Source organism: Bacteroidales bacterium (genome assembly GCA_035353855.1).
Lineage (GTDB): Bacteria > Bacteroidota > Bacteroidia > Bacteroidales > CG2-30-32-10 > DAOQAK01.
The window spans coordinates 44,071-63,592 of the sequence record DAOQAK010000016.1 but is presented as its reverse complement, the minus strand read 5'-3'; the positions used below and the strand labels follow the sequence as shown (position 1 = coordinate 63,592).

The following is a 19,522-nucleotide window of genomic DNA, read 5'->3' as shown; positions in this document are numbered from 1 at the left end:
GTCAAATGTAGTTTCGGGCATTGCTTCTATTTGCTTTAATGTGTCGCCTAAAAAACGTGAAACAGCAAATTGAAAACCACCTTTTGAAATATTTTTTTGTCTTATTTGTCCAGCAAAATCATACAATCCGCCAAACAAATAAGCGTGTATTTGTTGCAAACCTTTGGTAGTGCCAACTTCAATGCTGTTGATAAAAGAACTTTCAAACATTGCATACGCTTTTGATTTGCTTTTTCCGTCTATGCTTTCATCACTGTATGTAAACCATTCAATAAATCGGTTTGCCTTTTTGCCCGGAAATTCTTTACCTAAGGCAATAATACCGGTGTAATCCAACATATCAGTTAAACGCTTTTTGCCATCAGGTGCGATGAGTTTCAACTGGGTAGTGGCACTAACCACTTGGCTGTTTTCTTTCCTCAACTTCGCTTTAAGATATTTCCAATAGTTACGGGTTTTGGTGTAATCGTCTTGGTCGGTAAGCAAAGCAACTATATCCAACACACTAAACCACCACTTGGCGTTTTGTTCGTCCCAAACGGCTCGCACTTCGCGGTCGTCAAAAAAACGTATGGATATTTTTGCATTGCTCATAATTTAAAAGTTATCTATTCCGAAACTCTGTAATATTCTTTTCAAAGTTATGATAATTTTTATTTTGTAGTTGTTGTATGATGTGTTACATTACAATTACTTTCAACGATGCGCTTGCAACAGCCTTATTTCTTTTGTTATTCATTATTTACAAAGTCTAGAACACGAGTAAAATATTTGCTGTCTTGTATTACCCATGTTATTTCATACTGTTTTTTTTCGTGTCCATTGAGCATATAAATATAAATTCTTTTTTTGTCTGATGACCGAAACACTTTACAATTAGAAAAGTGCTCCTTTTTTTTCTTATAATTATTTAAACAGAAAATTGGGTCATAAATTCCAGCGATTGCACTGTCTGGAAGAATTAATCCATATTTGTAGTGAATGAATTGCACCTCTTTAATTCTATGCTTTGAAAATTTGTTTTCGGAAAAAATTCCAACAATTATCTCGCTTGCATAGAAATCTCCTTTTTCAAAGTATGCAGAAGTGTCTGTACAATTTACAAGTGGTATTTCGTACAAGGTCTGTTTGATAGAACTGTCCGCCTCAAAAATAGATTTACCTCTAATACTGAATGAAGCAATTTCATGTCTTGTTAAAGAGTCTGAAAGGTATATCAAGCTTTCCTTGTTATTTAATGAGTCAAGAAAAGTCTCATTTGTCTGAGATAAACAAAACTGTCTGAAGAGAGAAAAAGTAAGGATGATAATGAACTCTTTAATTCTCATTTTAAGGTTTAGTTCAACTTTTGTGTTGCTATATTACTGATATTTTTACTTTGTAAATAAAAAAATCTACTTAAATATTTTTCCCCATTTCAAATGCTTTATTCATGGCATCGGTATTTTTTATATCACCAATATTCCATGCGCCTGTACCGTAGATGATACCTTTCTCTTTAGGATTTGTAAGGCATGAAGTGAATCCCCTGAACTCATCAATGGTTCGTTCCATTGCCTGTTTGCTTTTTACGGCAGCAGTTACAATAAAATAAAATTCTTTGTTTTTAATACCGGTGTAACGGGCACAGCAACGATCGATCATGGTTTTCATCTGCCCGCACATGGTGTAGAAATATACAGGCGTTGCCATTACAATAACATCGGCTGCAATCATTTTATCCAATATTTCAGTCATGTCGTCTTTTTGCGAGCATTTTCTTTTTTCAAAACAAACGCCGCAACCTGTGCAGTAATTTATTTTTTTATCTTTTAAAAATATTTTCTCTGTTTCGTGTCCTGCTTCTTTTGCTCCTGAAATGAACTGGTCGCAGAGTGTGTCGGAATTGCCGCCTTTCCTGGGGCTGGATGATAATACTAAAACTTTTTTACTCATTTTTTTTAAAAATTTAAATATAAAATATTTGCCACTAAAACACCATCCGCCAAGGCGGACACCAAAATATCACTAAAGAATATAAAAGAAATATAAAAATTTTACTTGCAAGAATTTTAAACAGTCTCTAAGGTAAAATTATTTTGTTTTGTTGAAGAAAACAATTTTGTCGTCAATGAAATCGAGAACGATCTCACTTTCTTTATGCACCATTCCCGAGAGTATCATTTTTGAAAGTTCGTTCAGCACTTTTCGTTGTATCACGCGTTTCAGCGGACGTGCGCCCAGTTGCGGGTCGAAGCCCAGTTGCGCTATCCAGTCAATGGCATCGGAAGCAATGGTAAGCGTAATGCCGCTATCGGCAAGCATCTTCTGAACTTTATTTAACTGCATTATTACAATTTGTTTTATCTCGTCGCGTGTAAGCGGGTTGAACATGATTATTTCATCAACACGATTTAAAAATTCAGGTCGTATTGATTTTTTCAGCAAATCATAAACTTCGTTACGTGTAGATGCAAGCACATCATCACGGTTCGTTTCATTTAAGAATTCAAATTTTTCCTGTATGATATGCGAACCCATATTTGAAGTCATGATAATAATTGTATTCTTGAAATCGGCTGTCCTGCCTTTATTGTCGGTCAGTCGGCCTTCATCTAAAACCTGTAATAGAATATTGAAAATATCGTGATGTGCTTTTTCAATTTCATCGAGAAGCACTACGCTGTATGGTTTACGTCTTACCGCTTCGGTCAATTGTCCGCTTTCATCATAACCCACATATCCCGGAGGCGCGCCAATCAAGCGAGAAACAGTATGCCGTTCCTGGTATTCGCTCATGTCGATACGCACTATGGAATTTTCATCGTTGAATAAAAATTCGGCCAAAGCTTTTGCCAGTTCTGTTTTTCCAACACCGGTAGTTCCTAAAAATATGAATGAACCGATTGGTCGCTTTGCATCCTGCATACCTGCACGACTGCGGCGTATGGCATCGGAAATGGCTTCTATGGCTTCATCCTGGCCGACGATGCGTTTATGTAATTCATTTTCGAGGTTCAATAATTTTTCTTTTTCGCTTTGCATCATTTTGCTGACAGGTATGCCAGTCCACTTCGAAACTACTTCGGCAATGTCTTCGGCGTCTACTTCTTCTTTTATTAATGCTGCATCGGCCTGCATTTCCTGTAATTTCTTATTCAGCAAAGCCAGCTCATTCTCGGCTTCTTTAATTCTTCCATAACGCAGTTCGGCTACTTTGCCGTAATCACCGCTGCGTTCAGCTTGTTCTGCTTCGAATTTGAAATTCTCAATATCTTTTTTTCTTTTCTGTATTCCGTCAACAACTTCTTTTTCTGCTTGCCATTTTGCTTTCAGTTTATTGCGTTCATCGTTAAGATTGGCAATGGTTTCATTCAGTTCATTTAATTTTATTTTATCGTTCTCACGCTTTATAGCTTCGCGTTCAATTTCAAGCTGACGAATCTTTCTTTCCGTTTCATCAAGCTCTTCGGGAACTGAATTTATTTCCAATCGTAATTTAGAAGCGGCTTCATCAATAAGGTCGATGGCTTTATCAGGCAGGAAGCGGTCACCAATGTATCGCTGCGAAAGCTCTACTGCTGCTATGATTGCTTCATCTTTTATCCGTACCTGGTGATGAGTTTCGTAGCGTTCTTTCAATCCGCGAAGTATGGAGATAGAATCGTTTGCGTCAGGCTCATCAACAATTACAATCTGAAAACGACGTTCAAGCGCTTTATCTTTTTCAAAATATTTTTGATATTCTTTTAACGTAGTTGCACCTATAGCACGAAGTTCGCCTCGTGATAACGCCGGCTTCAGAATGTTTGCGGCATCCATGGCACCTTCGCTGGCACCGGCTCCAACCAAGGTATGAATTTCATCAATGAAAAGAATCACATCACCGTTGGAGTTGATGACTTCTTTTATCACAGCTTTCAATCGTTCTTCAAACTCGCCCTTGTATTTTGCACCGGCAATAAGTGCGCCCATGTCGAGCGAGAATATTTTTTTGTTTTTCAGATTTTCTGGAACGTCGCCACGAATGATACGATGCGCCAAACCCTCGGCAATTGCGGTTTTCCCAACACCGGGCTCTCCAATAAGAATAGGATTGTTTTTTGTACGGCGTGAAAGTATTTGTAAAATTCTTCTTATTTCATCATCACGACCAATAACAGGGTCAAGTTTTCCGGATTGCGCCATTTCATTCAGATTGTTGGCGTATTTACTCAACGATTGATACGTTTCATCGGCGCTGTGTGATGTTACTTTTGAACCTTTGCGCAAATCTTTTATCGCAACTTTTAATTCTTTTTCAGTAACACCGGCATCTTTAAGCAAGCTGGAAATATCGTCATTCGTGTGAAGCAAGCCAATCAGGATATGTTCGATAGAAATAAATTCATCACCAAATTCCTTTAAATATGAATTTGCTTTTTGTAAAGCAAGGTTGGCTTTAGGAGACAGGTATTGCGCACCACCTGAAACTTTTGGATAAGAATTAATGATGCGGTTCAAAACATTTTCAAGATTACTGATGTTCACATTTAGCTTCTTTAAAAGATAAGGAGCAACTGTTTCATCAACGGTAAGAATTCCTTTTAATAAATGTGCTGTCTCAATAGCCTGGTGTTCGCCGGAATATGCGAATTCCTGCGCTTTCTGAATGGCTTCCTGCGATTTTATGGTAAAGTTCTCAAGATTCATGTCAATAATTTTTTTCATTAAAGGTAATCAAAATAAAAGCCATTTTGGAAAATGGCTTTTTTCTGGAAATATTGACATTGTTAAAATTTTGCTGTGTGACTTTTTGTCGTTATGAAAATCAATATTCTTGTTTTTGACTAACACATGCAAGCTCTTCAAGAGTGCTGTTTTTAACTTTGAGTCGCACCAGATATTTTTTATCAGGTTGAATAAGGCAGGTGGTTAATTTAAAACTGTATGATTGTTTTCCTGCTTCGTATTTTTCCTGTACAAAAATATCTGTTACATAATTTCCCTGTTCATCGTAAACGCAAAGAGTAGCATTATCTTTTTTCAGCATTTCCCAAGTAATACGCCCTGTTATGTAATATTCGGGTTTGTTTAAAATAGGGCCAAATAAATTATTTCCTAAAAGCATGTCATCGGTGATTTTTTTCCCTTCTTTAGCAAACTGGACAAATTTTTTAAGAATATTTCCTTCAAAATTATTAGAAGCATAAACAGCGTTCGAGTCAACATTTTTTATAATAGCCCAAACGGCATCCTGTCCAGTTGGATCCTGGAATTTATATTTTTCCAGAATGCCTGATATTTGCAGTAAATAGCCATCCGCCATCTTGCTTATATTGAAAACTGTTAAAGGTTTTGGCGAACCTTTATAAGGCGAGATGCACATGGCATATGCCCTGAAAGTGCTGCTCTTTCTTCCGTTTAAAACGAAGATAAGTTGGTTGGTTATCATTAAATCCTGTTTGTCGTCTTCCGCACTGGTGAATTTTCTTCCGTTTTCAACAATCAATTTAAGTGGAGTACTTGTGAGGTTTGTAACGTTGAATTCTAAACATTCACCAATGTGACCTGTGCTGGTGTAAGGCTTTGTACTGTCAGGAATAGCGCCATGTGCGCTTATTTTGATAATGTTTCTTTCAATGGCAGTCTTTAATGTCATTGAGACTTCTGCTGTTGCTGAAATATAAAACAGCATAGCAAAAGATAGCACTGAAATGTATCTTGCTTTTTTCATGATTGAGAAGTTGTTTGGTTTGGTAATAATAAAACGATTTTCAGATAAGAAATATTGTGTTTGTGAAGATTCAAAAACAAGAGCGGGCGTAGATTCATCTACGCCCGCTCTTAAATAAATATTTATTGAAAAATTATTTTCGAAATATTACCAAATCCGAATTCTTGAATTTTCGGGTAACCACATTGCATCACCTTCTTTAACACCAAATGCTTCATAGAATTCAGGCATATTTGATAATGGTCCGATAACCCTGAATTTAGCTGGTGAATGTTCATTACTTCTCACCTGGTTCGCTGTTGCTTCGGGACGTTCATTAACCATCCATGCAAGTGCATAGCCAAGGAAGAAGCGCTGAGCAGGAGTTAAGTTGGCAATCATTTCATTATTTTTGAATTGATTTGTTTTCTTGAAAGCTTCGTAAGCCATAATGATTCCGCCTAAGTCGGCAATATTTTCGCCTTGTGTAAGCTCTCCATTAATGTGTAATGTATCAACAGCAATATAATTGTTGAATTGCTTTACGATCATTTTTGTTTTAGCATAAAACTTTGCACTGTCTTCTGGAGTCCACCAATTCTGAAGATTTCCTTCAGCATTGTATTTGCAACCCTGGTCATCAAAGCCGTGAGTTATTTCGTGTCCGAATGTTGCACCAATAATTGAATACAACAAAGCGTCATCGGCCATTTTACCTTCATAGCCCGGAACAATAATATTACATCCGGGAATGCAAACTTCATTATTTGAAGGGTTGTAATAAGCGTTATAGGTTTGTGGCTCCATATCCCATTCGGTGCGGTCAACAGGTTTGCCATATTTTGAAATCATATAATTTGATTCCCATTTGTTGGCATTGATAATATTTTTAACAAACGAAGTACGGTCAATGTTCATAGCGCTTAAATCTTTCCATTTGTCGGGATAGCCAACTTTCATGATTACTGCGTTCAGCTTTTTCAATGCTTTATCTTTTGTTACATCACTCATCCAGTCGAGAGCTTTTATTCTTTCGGCATAAACCGATTTTATTGCATTGCCAATTTCAACAAGTTTTTCTTTTGTCCCTTTTGGTAAATATTCATCAACATAAACCTGTCCTATGAGTTCGCCAAGAGAATTGTCGGTTTGTTCAACTACGCGTTCCCAGCGTGGTTTAGGTTCTTTAATTCCACGTAAATTAGTGGAGTAGAAATTGAAAACTTCCATATAGGTCTTATCATCAAGATAACGGGCAAGGTTTTTAACAAGATTATATTTCAGATAATTTTTCCAATCATCAACAGGAAATGATTTCAGGTAACCATTGAGGGCTGTTAAATATTCAGGCTGACCTACAATAACCGAATCAACTTTGTTTAATCCAACACCTGCAAAGAATACCGACCAGTCGATGTTTGAAGTTGATTCTGAAAGTTTCTTCAAAGTCATCTTATGATAATTTTCCCAGGGGTCGCGTGTATCTTCACGTTTACGCGATGCTTTAGCCATAGCTGTTTCGAGTTTCATCAGGTTGCTGGCAGCAGTTTTTGCTTTGGCTTCATCATAGCCCAGTATTTTAAACATGTTCTGAAGATGCTGAATGAATTTTTCCCTGTTACTTACTGCACGTGCATCGCTGTCGAAATAGTAACTGCGGTCGGGAAGGCTTAGTCCGCCTTGTGAAAGGAAGATAGCATATTTGTTGCTGATCTTATCATCCTGTGCAACATAAAATCCAAATAATGGAGAACCTGCTACAATATGAATGTATGATGCTGATTTAAGAATCCCGTTGATGTCTTTTATACCGTCAATCTCGTCGAAAATATCTTTTAAATCAGAAATGCCGTTTTTATTGATGGTGGCGCTGTCCATACCTGATGAAAAGAAGTCACCGATTTTTTGTTTGTTACTTCCTTTTGTAGCTTCTTTCAATGTGGCTGATGATTCGCATATTTTGCGGATTTGAGCATTAACAGTATCCTGGATCAATTGCCAAATTCCATTGCTCTGTTCGCTTGCAGGAATAGGATTTTCTTTAAACCATTTTCCATTTGCATAAAGAAAGAAATCGTTACCGGGCTTCACTGTTGAGTCGATGTGCATTACCAATGCATCTGGACTTTCCTTGTCTTTCTTTTTAGAATTGCATGATGTGTTGCAAACGCTAATTGCAACAGCCATCAGTGAAGTAAATAAAAAATATTTTTTTCATTTAGTGATTTATTTTAATTGATTTTTTTAAAGTTACCAAATGTAAAAACATTATTGATATTTTATAACTTTGGTTTTCTTAAAATTTTATAATAAAAAAAGTATTATGGCATTTAAAAGTATTAAAACATACGTACCGCAAGTATATCATAAGTTTTTACCTGTTTTTTTTGATAGCGAAATTCCTGAAGAGAAATTTGCAAACTGTCAGGACTGTCCGATGATATGCGAAAGCCGAGCCGATTTTGAAAAAGACTTATCGAAACCATTTGCTCCCGATACTAAGTGTTGCACTTTTTTTCCAAAGTTGCCAAACTATATGGTAGGAGCAGTATTGAGCGATACAACTCCTGAAATGGAAGAGGGCAGGAAACGTTTATTGCAAAAAATAAAAGAAAAAAAAGGTGTTCTTCCTCATGGAATTTATCCTACAAAAAAATATTCCTTACTATATGAACATGGACGGAAGCTTGGGTTTGGTAAAAGTATAAATTTACAATGCCCTTATTATTTGCAAGGGGAATATAATTGTTCTTTATGGAAATACAGGGAAGCAATATGTGCAACATGGTTTTGTAAAAGTCTTACCGCACACGCAGGAATATCGTTCTGGAACAGGATGACTGCAATCATGAAACATATCCAGGAATCGGTGATACTGCATGTATTTGATAAGCTGGAATTGCGCGACACCATGCCTTTTGGTGATAACAGCAATATATCATATGAAGATATGGATGATTTATCAATGCATAAAAATGAATACTCGTTTTACTGGCAGCAATGGGAAGGAAAGGAGGACGCATTTTATAAAAAATCGTTTGAACTTTTTAATGAACTTACATTACAGGAATTCTCTTCAGTAAATGGACCACAGTTTAATCTGCTAGTGAAACAAGTGAAAGAACATTATAATAATATGATGGTCATTCCAAATGTTTTAATTCCTAATCCTGAAATAAGTTTCTTTAGTGAAATTGAAGGAACATATCGGATTAAAACATCAGCATATATTGAAAGAAATGAAAGCAATGTTGTGTTTGCGTTTGATATTCCAGAATCGATTATCAATGCATTTGACGGCATAAAGACCAATGACGAAATATTTATTTATCTCGAGAAACAGAAGAATATTACCTTAGGAAAAGATGTGCTTCTTGCATTGTATCATAACCACGTTTTGATTTCAAAATAAATTTTATATTTGTGTTAAACATTCTCAAAAATAAAATATGAAAAAAGTAAAAAGTTGGATTCTTATTATCATGTTGCTATCGGCAACATTCACAGGATTTATTCCTGTTCAGAACCGTGAAAAAGAATTGAACGGGCATACTCCTTCATCGTATATTTCGTGTGAACCTTGTTTTGAAGCTTTCCTGAAGAATTTATCAAAACTGGATGCTTTGATTTATGTTCCTGATACCAAACTGGAAAATGCTGAAAAGCATGGTTTGGTTTCGGGTGTAAAAAAAGAAATGTATTTGGATTCTATTCCATTGATGTCTAAATACACCCAGGTAACACCTGCTATTTCAGCAACCGATGCATGTTCGCAAACTGTGAAAGCAACTTTTGATGAAATGAAAATGGTTGTTTTTGTTGAGAGTTCAAAAAGTCTGCAATTTTCAAAAATGGGTTTATCAAAAATTGAATGGAAAGATACTCAGCGTTTAAAAATTGATGGCGAAATTCATAAAAACACTGCTGTGAATTTTAAATTAGTTAACAACAATAACATCTCAGTTAGCTACACTCCCGTTGTTATTAAGTTCTAAGAAAAAATATTTTTTTGTACAATCCTCTTGCCATGCAAGAGGATTTTTTATTTCAATGAATCCAAAATCCTTGCAGGAACTGTGCTTTTATTTACTATAATAGAAATTGTTTTTAAACGTATATATTGTTCCGATAAATAAAGGTAGCCTTTGTAGGCTCCTTTATCGCCCCATGAATTTTTTGTGAAATAAAATTTATTGCCGCTTTGGTCTTTTGCGGTTCCGGTGATATGCAAAAAGTGGTCGTCGGTAGTTGTAAAGTTATCGAAACTTCTCTGGTGATTTTCCTGCGTTACTTTAAGTTCTTTTTCCGTTACTGTTAGTGTTCTTGATTGCTCTACCTCATTTTTACGTGACCACTCAGTTTCAGGAACAATAGCTAATCCTTCAAATTGTGAAAACTCGTTTTCGCTTACATCTCCACCCCACCCAACGGTGTAGCCTTTTGCAATAGAACTGTCAATAATCTCAATCAAATCATCAAGGGGAATGTTATTATATAAATCAAATGACCAGTTGTCGGGGATTTCAAGAAAAAATTTCTGATAAAATGGGTGATGGTTAAACGATGTGAATTCAATATAATCATCAGGATTTATTTCCAAATAATCTTTCATGTATGTTATAGGATTATATTGGGTTTTGTTGATCTCAAATGTTTTCGGCACTTTGCCCATATACTTGTCTAGTATTTTTTCAAAACCTTTTATCCAATCTGTAGGAAAATTGCTTTCGTTTTCTTCTAATAATTTGTCAAGATAATTTTTTAAATCGTTTTTCATTTTGGAATGGTCATACATTTTTTCATCATCTTTTTTTCCGGGGTACTCGTTCAGCGGAAGCAGCCCGTATTTCCGCATCATATTGATCACATCATGTGCTTCGCCGCCTTCATCAAAATTATATTTACCATGAAGCCTAACATACAATACTGCTTTTTCAATGTAAGCGCAACGAACAATATACATTTCCGATAAATCAATTTCTTTTTTTCCGTTTCTCAATAATTCTGATTCCAGCATGGAACAGGTTGCAAAACTCCAGCATGTGCCTGTGTTTCCCTGGTTTTTTACCGTGTTTGCTTTAAGCTCTTTCTGAATGGTGAATTTATATTTGTCCTGCGACCATGATTTAACAGGCATCAGGAAGAACGCAATAATTATAAAATAAAGAAGTGATTTAAAATTTTTCATATCAACAGTTTTATTGAATACAAAATTAGGCATTAATATTATTTGATTATTGAAAAAAATCATATATTTGAATGCTGATAAGTTATGGAAAAACAATTACAAATATCATTCGATACTTCGGCGGGTCAAGCTATGTCAATACCATGCATTGGTGTTTTTGGAAGAAAAAACTACGGAAAGAGTTCATTTATTAATGCTCTATCGGGAGTTGAATTGGCTGAAGTTTCAAAAATTTCGGGTACCACAAAAGAACCTCAAAAATATCTTTGTGAACTGAAAGATATTGGTAAAGTTATTTTATTTGATACTTCCGGTATTGATGATTATGGTGAAGCAGGAGAGAAGCGCATACAGAAAAGTATGCAGGTATTAAAAGTTATAGATTTTGCTGTTCTGATTATTACCGGGAATCTTTTTGCTGAACCTGAGAAAAAAATGGTAAATCATTTTATTGATTATGCATTACCTTTTATCGTAGTTCATAATAAATCTGATATCAATGAATTGGCACAGGTATACAAGACTCAGGTTGAAACAGCGTATCAGACCAATGTGATTGAATTCAGTTCAACTGAAAAAAGTAATGTTTCAAATGTTATCAATACCATTAAGCAACTTTTGCCTGAGTCAGCTTATGAATCAAAGTCAATGCTTGGTTCGGTGGTTTCAAAGAATGATATTGTTGTTCTGGCAATACCATCAAACCTTAAAGAACCTGATGGGCAGCTGAGCAAATCGCATAACGAAATTGCCCGCGACCTGATAGATAATTTATGTTTCGTGCTGATGGTGAAAGAAACAGAGCTTCAGACGATTTTTTCGACATTGTATGATGCGCTTCGTATGACCATAATCCCTACATCATCATTTAACAAAGCCATGGATTTGCTTCCATATAATACACAGCTTACAACATATGGAGTTGTTATGGCCAGGCATAAAGGGAATTTTAATGCGTACCTGAAATATACACCGGTTATTTCTGAATTGAAAGACGGCGATCAGGTGCTAATTATACAAGCATCCGGTGATAGCACTTCTTCCGAATATAAAGAACCTGAATTGGTGATTAACCAACTGGATGCATTTTGTGAAAAGAAACTGGAATACCATATTGTTAACCTTTCAGAAAAATTACCCGACGATTACAGCCAGGTAAGGCTTGTGGTGCTTTGCGGAAGTATTGTGCTCACCAAAAAACAGGTCAACCGGATTATCGAACAGTTCATTAATGATGGTGTTCCTATTACTTCTTTTGATATGCTGAATGCATATACCCGTGGAATTTATACCCGGGCGATCTCTCCGTTTATTAAAAAGTAATTTTTAATCTTTCGTATTAAACTAAAAGGTATTAGATATATTGATTTAATGACTAAACCTGTCATATTTATTCATTTTTTAATATTAAAATTAAATTATTTCGTCATAAATTTTTTATAATTAGGCGTAAGTAATTGTATTTTAACATTTAGAACGCTGTATTGCATTTTATTTTCTGAAACAGATTTTTTAAATTTGCTATTGCAACAGCAAGCCAAAACACATGAACTTTCAGGAAGCAAAGGAATTTATTCTTAATAAACTGAAAAACGAATTAAAACCCCGCTTATACTATCATTGCTTATCACACACTCTTGATGTTTATGAATCGGCTAAGAAATTAGCAGCGATGGAAAATATTACCGGTAAGGATTTGATATTACTTGAAACAGCGGCGTTATATCACGATTCAGGATTTCTTTTTGGATATTGCGACCATGAACAAGAATCGGTAATGGTAACAAGAAAATATTTATCTGAATTTGATTATACCGATGAAGATATCGATATCATTTGCAATATGATTTTAGCAACACGATTGCCTCAGAATCCAAAGACTTTATTGGAGAAAATATTATGCGATGCCGATTTGGATTATTTAGGTCGTGATGATTTTTTTATGATAGCCAATCGCTTGCTTTGCGAATGGAATGAACATGGTCATGAAGTTTCATTAAAGAAATGGTATCATATACAAGTTGATTTCCTCGAAAAAAATAACTACTTCACTGAGTCAGCCATAGCGCTACGTAACGAAAAGAAAAATCAGAATTTAACTCAAATCCAAACTTTGATCAACTGATTTTTAATTTTGAATAATTTTTATATTTTTGCATAATAACTTAATTCTATGAAAAGCAAGAGAGAAAATATTGTACTTGTTCCTACCGATTTTACTGAGGTAGCTGATTTTGCTATTGACCATGCTGCCGGCATTGCCAAACAAATAAATGGAAAGATTGCCATTTTGCATGTCATTAATAAGGAAACAAAAGCCTATTTAAAGAAAGAAAATTTAAATGATGACGTAATTAAAGAAAAATTGAAGATAATTGCTTCATCTATCGAGAAAAAATATAATGTAAAGCTTGATTATATTGCTGAAGAAGGCAGTATATTCACAACAATAGCCAAAGTTGCCGATGAAATTAAAGCCCGGATGATCGTAATGGGAACTCATGGAAAAATAGGAGTTCAGCATCTTGTCGGAAGTTTTGCAATGAAGGTTATTGAAAGTTCATCGGTACCGGTAATTGTTGTTCAGGAACGCGAATTTGGTAAAGGATATAATAATGTTGTGTTTCCAATTGATGAAACTTCTGAATCGAAACAAAAGGTTTGCTGGGCTATTCATATTGCAAAAATATTTAATTCTACCATTCACATGTTTGGAATAAAATATAAAGATGAATTCCAGGCTAACGAAGTGGAAAGAAACATGGCGCAAATAAAGAGTATACTTAAGAAAAATGGAGTTAAGTTTACTGAAAAGGTTTCTGCTGAATCAGGAAATTTTGCAAAAAGTATTAATGTTTATTCTGATTATATTAAAGCCGATATGGTAATGATAATGACAAACCCCGACCAGTTATTACCCAGCTTTATTCTTAGTCCGTGGGCCGAACAGGTAATGTTCAATTCATCCAAAATCCCGGCAATGTGTGTTAATCCTGTTGAGCTTGATATTACTTCTATTAGTTTATAAGCTTTTTTACTTTTAATATTAAAGCCGGGATTCCGGCTTTTTTTATTAATTTGCAAACTGTTTATGAAAAGGGAAGAAGCTAAAATAAAAATTGAAGAACTTCGTAAGGAAATAAACGAGCATAACTATTATTATTATGTTCTTTCACGGCCATTGATCAGTGATTATGATTTTGATTTGTTGCTGAATGAACTGATTGAGCTCGAAAAACAATATCCTGAATTCTTTGATGAATATAGCCCTTCGCAGCGAGTAGGAGGTGAAATCACCAAAGATTTTAAGCAACGTAAACATAAATATCCGATGCTATCGTTAGGGAATACTTATTCCTTTTCGGAGCTTGACGATTTTAATGAAAGGGTAAAAAAAGTACTTGGAGAGAATTATCAATATGTGTGTGAATTAAAATTCGACGGACTTTCCATTGGTTTAACCTATTCAAAAGGGAAATTGCTTTACGCGGTTACGCGAGGCGATGGAGAGCAGGGTGATGAAGTAACAGTGAACATTAAAACCATAAAAAGTATTCCATTACAACTTCATGGTTCTGATTTTCCTGATGAATTTGAAATGCGTGGTGAAATTATCATGCCGCATAGATCGTTCGAAAAATTAAATGCCGAAAAAGAAATGGAAGGGGATGTCCCTTTCGCTAATCCGCGCAATGCAGCATCGGGGAGTTTGAAAATGCAGGACCAGAAAGAAGTTGCAAAAAGAAATCTTGATGGTTTTTTTTATTCCCTGTTAGGTGAAAAATTACCTTTTGATAATCATTTCGATAATATGAAGGCCGCAATGAACTGGGGATTTAAGGTTTCTGAATATATCAGGAAATGTAATTCAATAGAAGAAGTAAAAGAATATATTGATCATGTCGAAAAATTACGTCATCAACTCGACTTTGATATTGATGGTGTTGTAATAAAAATAAATTCTTTTGCACAACAGGAGCAGCTTGGAAGCACAGCAAAATCGCCACGCTGGGCAATAGCTTATAAGTATATGGCCGAACGGGTTTCTACAAAATTATTATCCGTTGATTTTCAAGTGGGACGTACAGGAGCTATCACACCTGTTGCAAACCTTCAACCGGTGCAGCTTTCAGGCTCGGTTGTAAAAAGGGCTACCTTGCATAATGCAGACCAGATCGAGAAACTGGATTTACATATTGGCGATACCGTTTTTGTTGAAAAAGGCGGTGAAATCATTCCGAAAATTATTGGTGTTGATACAAGTATTGACAATAAATGCTTACCTAAAGTCGTATATATCGATAAATGTCCTGAATGTAAAACTCCGCTTATCAGAAAAGAAGGCGAAGCCAATCATTATTGCCCGAATGAAACAAATTGCCCCCCGCAAATAAAAGGGAAGCTGGAACATTTTATCAGCAGGAAAGCCATGAATATTGAAAGTTTGGGCGAAGGGAAAATAGAAATTCTTTTTGATAATGGTTTGGTAAAAGATATTTCTGATTTATACAGGCTGACTTATAAAATGCTTTTCGGACTTGAGAAAGAATATGTATCAGATGATGGTAAAAAACGAATTGTAAAATTTAAGGAAAAAACAGTTCAGAATATATTGAATGGTGTTGAAGATTCGAAACATGTTCCTTTTGAAAGGGTATTATATGCAATAGGAATTCGTTATGTTGGAGAAACTATTGCAAAGAAACTGGCATTACATTATCAAAATATAAGTGCATTGAAAAGCGCTACCAAAGAAGATCTTATTAATGTTGATGAAATAGGCGAGAGGATTGCTGAGAGCATTATCGGTTTTTTTAATGAAGAAAAAAATATTGAATTAATAAATCGTTTAAAGTGCTTTGGCGTTTCATTCAGTATTGCAGAAGGCTTGAATTCATTAGTGTCGGAAAAATTAAACGGTAAATCATTTGTGGTCAGTGGAGTGTTCAGAAAATATTCCCGTGAACAAATTAAAAAAATGATTGAAGAAAATGGTGGAAAAAACATTAGCGCAGTTTCATCGAAAACCGATTATCTGCTTGCCGGCGATAATATGGGACCCGAAAAACGGAAAAAAGCAAATCAATATAATGTTCCTATAATTTCCGAAGAAGATTTTTTAAAGATGCTGAAGTAAATGGTATTATTTATAAAAGTTGTATCTTTATATTCCTGAAAAAAAACAGCAATGAGAAAAAAACGGTACATATACATATTGTTGTTTGTATTAATAACATCTTATTCTTTTTCGCAAAGCGACACTACAGGCAAAGTAAGATATACATCCGATTTCGTTTTTGATGAAGGCATTTATACCAGTTTTGAACAGTTCAAAACAGATAGCCCTGCAATAAGAAAGTTTGTTGTAAAAAAGCCGGCGCCATATTCCGATCCGAATTATAAGGATATTGTATACATCTGTCCCGATTCAGTTAAAACACCCGGCGGATGCGAATTAAAGGACTGCTGGGGTTATTCTTATAAAGGTGATGTTTATATTGCTCATGCTTATTATTCATACTATTTTAAATTAATGGTAATTGGTTCATTATGCCATTTTGTAGGGCTTAACAGCATTAACCATGCAAATAATGTAATTACGGGTTTTAGCAGCGACAGTGAATACCAGCAATTCTTTATTGATTTTGAAACAGGTAAGGTGGAATTATTTTCTTATAAAAATTTTTCAAAATTTTTGCAAACACACGACAATGAGCTTTACCAGGACTTGCTCAAACAAAAAAAGAAAAAGAAAATCATTTTTAAATATCTTTTAAAATATAATGAAAAACATCCGGCTTATATCGGTTGATTATACTCGTTCTTATCAGGTTTGCAAAGGCAAAACTGTTTAGAACGAGTTATATCGTACAGAAAACAAAAAATATTTTTGAAAACTCTTTTCTGTCGGTATAAATTATTTTTCGCGTTATGGATTTAGATATTCAGTTTTCCTTTTAATAGCTTATACCCGTTATTACTTACTTTCAGCACATCATTATTTTTAAGTACGGCAGAATAATTTTCCTTATCATAATAATCAAGGCGTTGGATAAAATTTATATTTACAATAAAAGAGCGGTGAATGCGGATGAAGATACCGGAATCGAGATGTGTTTCAAAATATTTCATTGTTTTTTCTTTCAGGAAATTTCCTTCTTTCGTGTGAACCTGCACATAATCATCATCGGAAGAAATATAAATTATTTCATCAGCATTAATTAAATGAATTTTGCTGCCGGTGCGGATAGCAATGCGGTTTATATTTTCTTCTTTATCATCGTAAGCATTCATTAAACTGGAATAATTCGGTTCCTGTTTATTTTTAGAAAAGATTTTTTCTTTTGCTTTGTCCAATGCATTAGCAAAGCGTTCTTTGGTAAAAGGCTTTAATAAATAATCGGCAGCGCCGGTTTCAAACGCTTTAATGGCGTATTGTTCGAAAGCTGTAGTGAATATGATCACAGGTTTATATTGAATCAATTCCAACACTTCAAAGCCTGTGAGTTTTGGCATTTGAATATCGAGTAAAACCAGGTCGGGTTTATTATTATTTATAGCAAGAACACCAGTAAATCCATCGGCACATTCTTCAATGATTTCAATGTCATTATTTGCAGAGAGATAATTTTTTATCAAAGCTCTTGCAGGTTCTTCGTCTTCAATAATGATGGTGCGGATTTTCATGATTGAGGAATTAATAATTCAACATAAAAAATGTTATTTTCTGATTTTGTTCTTAACAGGTTTTCCTGTCGATAAATGATTCGTAAACGTTCTTTAATATTATTTAAACCTATACCGTTTCCTTTATAAAGTTTTGGTGAAGAGTCGAAATTATTTGAGATAGAAATGGAAAGATAATTATCGTTTTTTTTACAAATTGTTTTTATGATGATGGGTTCAGTGCTTTCGTAAACCCCATGTTTTATGGCATTCTCAAACAACGGTTGTAAAATCATTACCGGAATTTTTAATTCGTTACTTTCCGGTTCTATGATAAATTCCGAAATAAGTTTATTCCCGAAACGTACTTTTTCAATATCAATATAACGGTTGATGTTGGCCAGCTCCGTTTTTAATGACGAGTATGATTCGTTGGGTTGACTTATTGAATAACGAAGGAAATCGGACAGCTTGATGATCATTTCCTGCGCTTTCTCAGGATTGGTAATAGTGAGTGAGCTGATCGAATTTAAACTGTTGAATAAAAAATGTGGATTGATCTGTGATTTCAGCATATTCAATTCGGCTTCTTTGATCATTTTTTCCAGTCTTGCTTCATTGGATGTACGTTCCTGCAAATCGTTGTAATAACCTATGATATAATAAAGCAATGCAAGGATAAAATATAAAAATGTACCGCTTACAATTCTCCAAATGGAAGAATTATCAAGGAATTGAATATATAAAAGGTTATCGGAATAAAGCGACCGCATAATAAAACCAGATGCACTTATCCAGACAAGAAGGATGAGTATCAATGATGTTAAATGATTAATAGCAGTATTGAAAACAATTGATTTTGCTGACTTGGAATAACGCACCACATACCAAACAGGCAAGCCGATAATTGCAAAGAGAAAATTATAAACAATACTATCGGCAACAGCAATTTCAAAATCAATTTTATAAATATAATAAAAAACAGTAAACTGGATTATCATCAGGATAACCCAGCTTATTCCATATATAGATATGAATCGGAGATTTTTAAAAAAAGGATGGTCCATAAAATGGAATTAATTTTTTATTTCGCATCCGCCGAAAATTGCAACACCTTTTATAATGAGTTTGCTTTTTGAGAATTCGTTTGCATTCTTTGTCATGAAACGTTTGTCGCCAACTCCGCCTAAGATAGAAGTCATTTGCGACTGAACATTCCAATCAGAAGGTACGCGTATTGCAGTTCCTCCGAAAATACAGGTGATCTCAAGCACATGCTCTCCTTCGGGAAGAGTAGTTTGTGTGAGGTCGATATCAGAACCGCCGAAAATATTGGTGATTTTGCCTCCCTTGAATTCAACAGGTGACAGGCGCATTTTATTTCCGCCAAAAACATTTGTTTCATCAATGTATCCGTCGCTTACTTTCGTTTCCGAATAGGAATGGTGGTTAAATGGATGATGCCACACTCTTTTTACAAGCATCATAATTCCAATAATTATAATTAATGCAGGCCAAAATGTATGTGTGTATTCAAAAGGAAAAGAAAACAGATCGGGTAAAATAAAAAATCCGCCTATTAGTATAAGAATGATACCGGTCATGCGGCTTTCTGGCGCAAACAGGTTAACAACACCAATGGCTATTAAAAACATTTCCCATGAGAAAAAAATATGTTTGTACTCATGAGGTAACACACCTGTGTTGAATGCGAGCAGCAAGCTGCCTGCCACGATAAAAAGTATTGCTGTAATGATTTTTTTCATTCTTCTGTGTTTGCTGCAAAAATACGTTGTAGTTTCCATAATTTAAAATTTTAATGATTTATTTATATGTTAATTAAGCTCTTCACACTGGAAGATATTTTTCTTTTTTTTATTCTACGACAAATATACTATGCTATGAAAGCCCTGTTATATAGCAAATCGGTGAATGAATGGTAGATGTCGGTGAATTACGTGAAGAGTTTTGTGAGCAAAATATTTGGTTGGCGG

The 19,522-nt window shown here is 34.8% G+C and carries 17 protein-coding genes; 7 read left to right on the top strand and 10 right to left on the bottom strand.

The window, feature by feature from the left end; all coding sequences use genetic code 11:
- From PKK00_05810 to PKK00_05785, 6 genes are all read right to left on the bottom strand, one after another.
- Positions 1-594, bottom strand: a 594-nt coding sequence (locus PKK00_05810) for a cell filamentation protein Fic (GenBank protein HNW97909.1), incomplete at its 3' end; no start/stop codon positions are given.
- A gap of 137 nt (positions 595-731) precedes the next feature.
- The gene (locus PKK00_05805) at positions 732-1,328 is read right to left on the bottom strand and encodes a hypothetical protein (GenBank protein ID HNW97908.1); all 597 of its coding nucleotides are present in this window, start codon (positions 1,326-1,328) and stop codon (positions 732-734) included.
- A 70-nt stretch (positions 1,329-1,398) separates the two neighbouring features.
- Positions 1,399-1,935, bottom strand: a complete 537-nt coding sequence (locus PKK00_05800; GenBank protein HNW97907.1) for a flavodoxin family protein — start codon at positions 1,933-1,935, stop codon at positions 1,399-1,401.
- A 138-nt stretch (positions 1,936-2,073) separates the two neighbouring features.
- On the bottom strand, positions 2,074-4,671 hold the full coding sequence (gene clpB, locus PKK00_05795; GenBank protein HNW97906.1) for an ATP-dependent chaperone ClpB: 2,598 nt from the start codon (positions 4,669-4,671) through the stop codon (positions 2,074-2,076).
- 118 nt (positions 4,672-4,789) lie between these two features.
- Entirely contained in the window at positions 4,790-5,695 is a 906-nt protein-coding gene (locus PKK00_05790) for a hypothetical protein (GenBank protein ID HNW97905.1), read from the bottom strand.
- Positions 5,696-5,842: 147 nt separating this feature from the next.
- Positions 5,843-7,861, bottom strand: a complete 2,019-nt coding sequence (locus PKK00_05785; protein HNW97904.1) for a M13 family metallopeptidase — start codon at positions 7,859-7,861, stop codon at positions 5,843-5,845.
- Between the two features lie 136 nt (positions 7,862-7,997).
- Between PKK00_05785 and PKK00_05780 the strand changes: the two genes are divergently transcribed.
- Positions 7,998-9,086 carry a hypothetical protein gene (locus PKK00_05780; GenBank protein ID HNW97903.1) on the top strand — a complete coding sequence of 363 codons (1,089 nt, stop codon included), beginning with the start codon at positions 7,998-8,000 and terminating at the stop codon, positions 9,084-9,086.
- Positions 9,087-9,123: 37 nt separating this feature from the next.
- Positions 9,124-9,669, top strand: a complete 546-nt coding sequence (locus PKK00_05775; protein ID HNW97902.1) for a hypothetical protein — start codon at positions 9,124-9,126, stop codon at positions 9,667-9,669.
- Between the two features lie 47 nt (positions 9,670-9,716).
- On the opposite strand, the gene PKK00_05770 is transcribed toward PKK00_05775, so the two are convergent.
- A complete protein-coding gene (locus PKK00_05770) occupies positions 9,717-10,862 on the bottom strand; it encodes a C1 family peptidase (GenBank protein ID HNW97901.1) in 1,146 nt (381 codons plus the stop codon).
- A gap of 84 nt (positions 10,863-10,946) precedes the next feature.
- On the opposite strand from PKK00_05770, the gene PKK00_05765 reads away from it, so the two are divergent.
- The 5 genes from PKK00_05765 to PKK00_05745 all read left to right on the top strand — a co-directional run bounded on the left by PKK00_05765 (position 10,947) and on the right by PKK00_05745 (position 16,674).
- Positions 10,947-12,185, top strand: coding sequence for a GTP-binding protein (locus PKK00_05765; GenBank protein HNW97900.1), 1,239 nt, complete (start codon positions 10,947-10,949; stop codon positions 12,183-12,185).
- A gap of 223 nt (positions 12,186-12,408) precedes the next feature.
- A complete protein-coding gene (locus tag PKK00_05760; GenBank protein ID HNW97899.1) occupies positions 12,409-12,987 on the top strand; it encodes an HD domain-containing protein in 579 nt (192 codons plus the stop codon).
- A gap of 48 nt (positions 12,988-13,035) precedes the next feature.
- Entirely contained in the window at positions 13,036-13,890 is an 855-nt protein-coding gene (locus tag PKK00_05755; protein HNW97898.1) for a universal stress protein, read from the top strand.
- A 63-nt stretch (positions 13,891-13,953) separates the two neighbouring features.
- Positions 13,954-15,999, top strand: coding sequence for an NAD-dependent DNA ligase LigA (gene ligA, locus PKK00_05750; protein ID HNW97897.1), 2,046 nt, complete (start codon positions 13,954-13,956; stop codon positions 15,997-15,999).
- Positions 16,000-16,050: 51 nt separating this feature from the next.
- Positions 16,051-16,674: a hypothetical protein gene (locus tag PKK00_05745; protein HNW97896.1), complete on the top strand. Its 624-nt coding sequence runs from the start codon at positions 16,051-16,053 to the stop codon at positions 16,672-16,674.
- 125 nt (positions 16,675-16,799) lie between these two features.
- Here PKK00_05745 and PKK00_05740 read toward each other — a convergent pair whose 3' ends face one another.
- The 3 genes from PKK00_05740 to PKK00_05730 are packed head-to-tail and all read right to left on the bottom strand — an operon-like array spanning position 16,800 to position 19,333.
- Entirely contained in the window at positions 16,800-17,549 is a 750-nt protein-coding gene (locus tag PKK00_05740) for a LytTR family transcriptional regulator DNA-binding domain-containing protein (protein HNW97895.1), read from the bottom strand.
- The gene (locus PKK00_05735; GenBank protein HNW97894.1) at positions 17,546-18,595 is read right to left on the bottom strand and encodes a histidine kinase; all 1,050 of its coding nucleotides are present in this window, start codon (positions 18,593-18,595) and stop codon (positions 17,546-17,548) included. The genes PKK00_05740 and PKK00_05735 overlap by 4 nt, the downstream gene beginning before the upstream one ends.
- Before the next feature lie 9 nt (positions 18,596-18,604).
- Positions 18,605-19,333, bottom strand: coding sequence for a DUF5668 domain-containing protein (locus PKK00_05730; GenBank protein ID HNW97893.1), 729 nt, complete (start codon positions 19,331-19,333; stop codon positions 18,605-18,607).
- Positions 19,334-19,522: the final 189 nt, after the last annotated feature.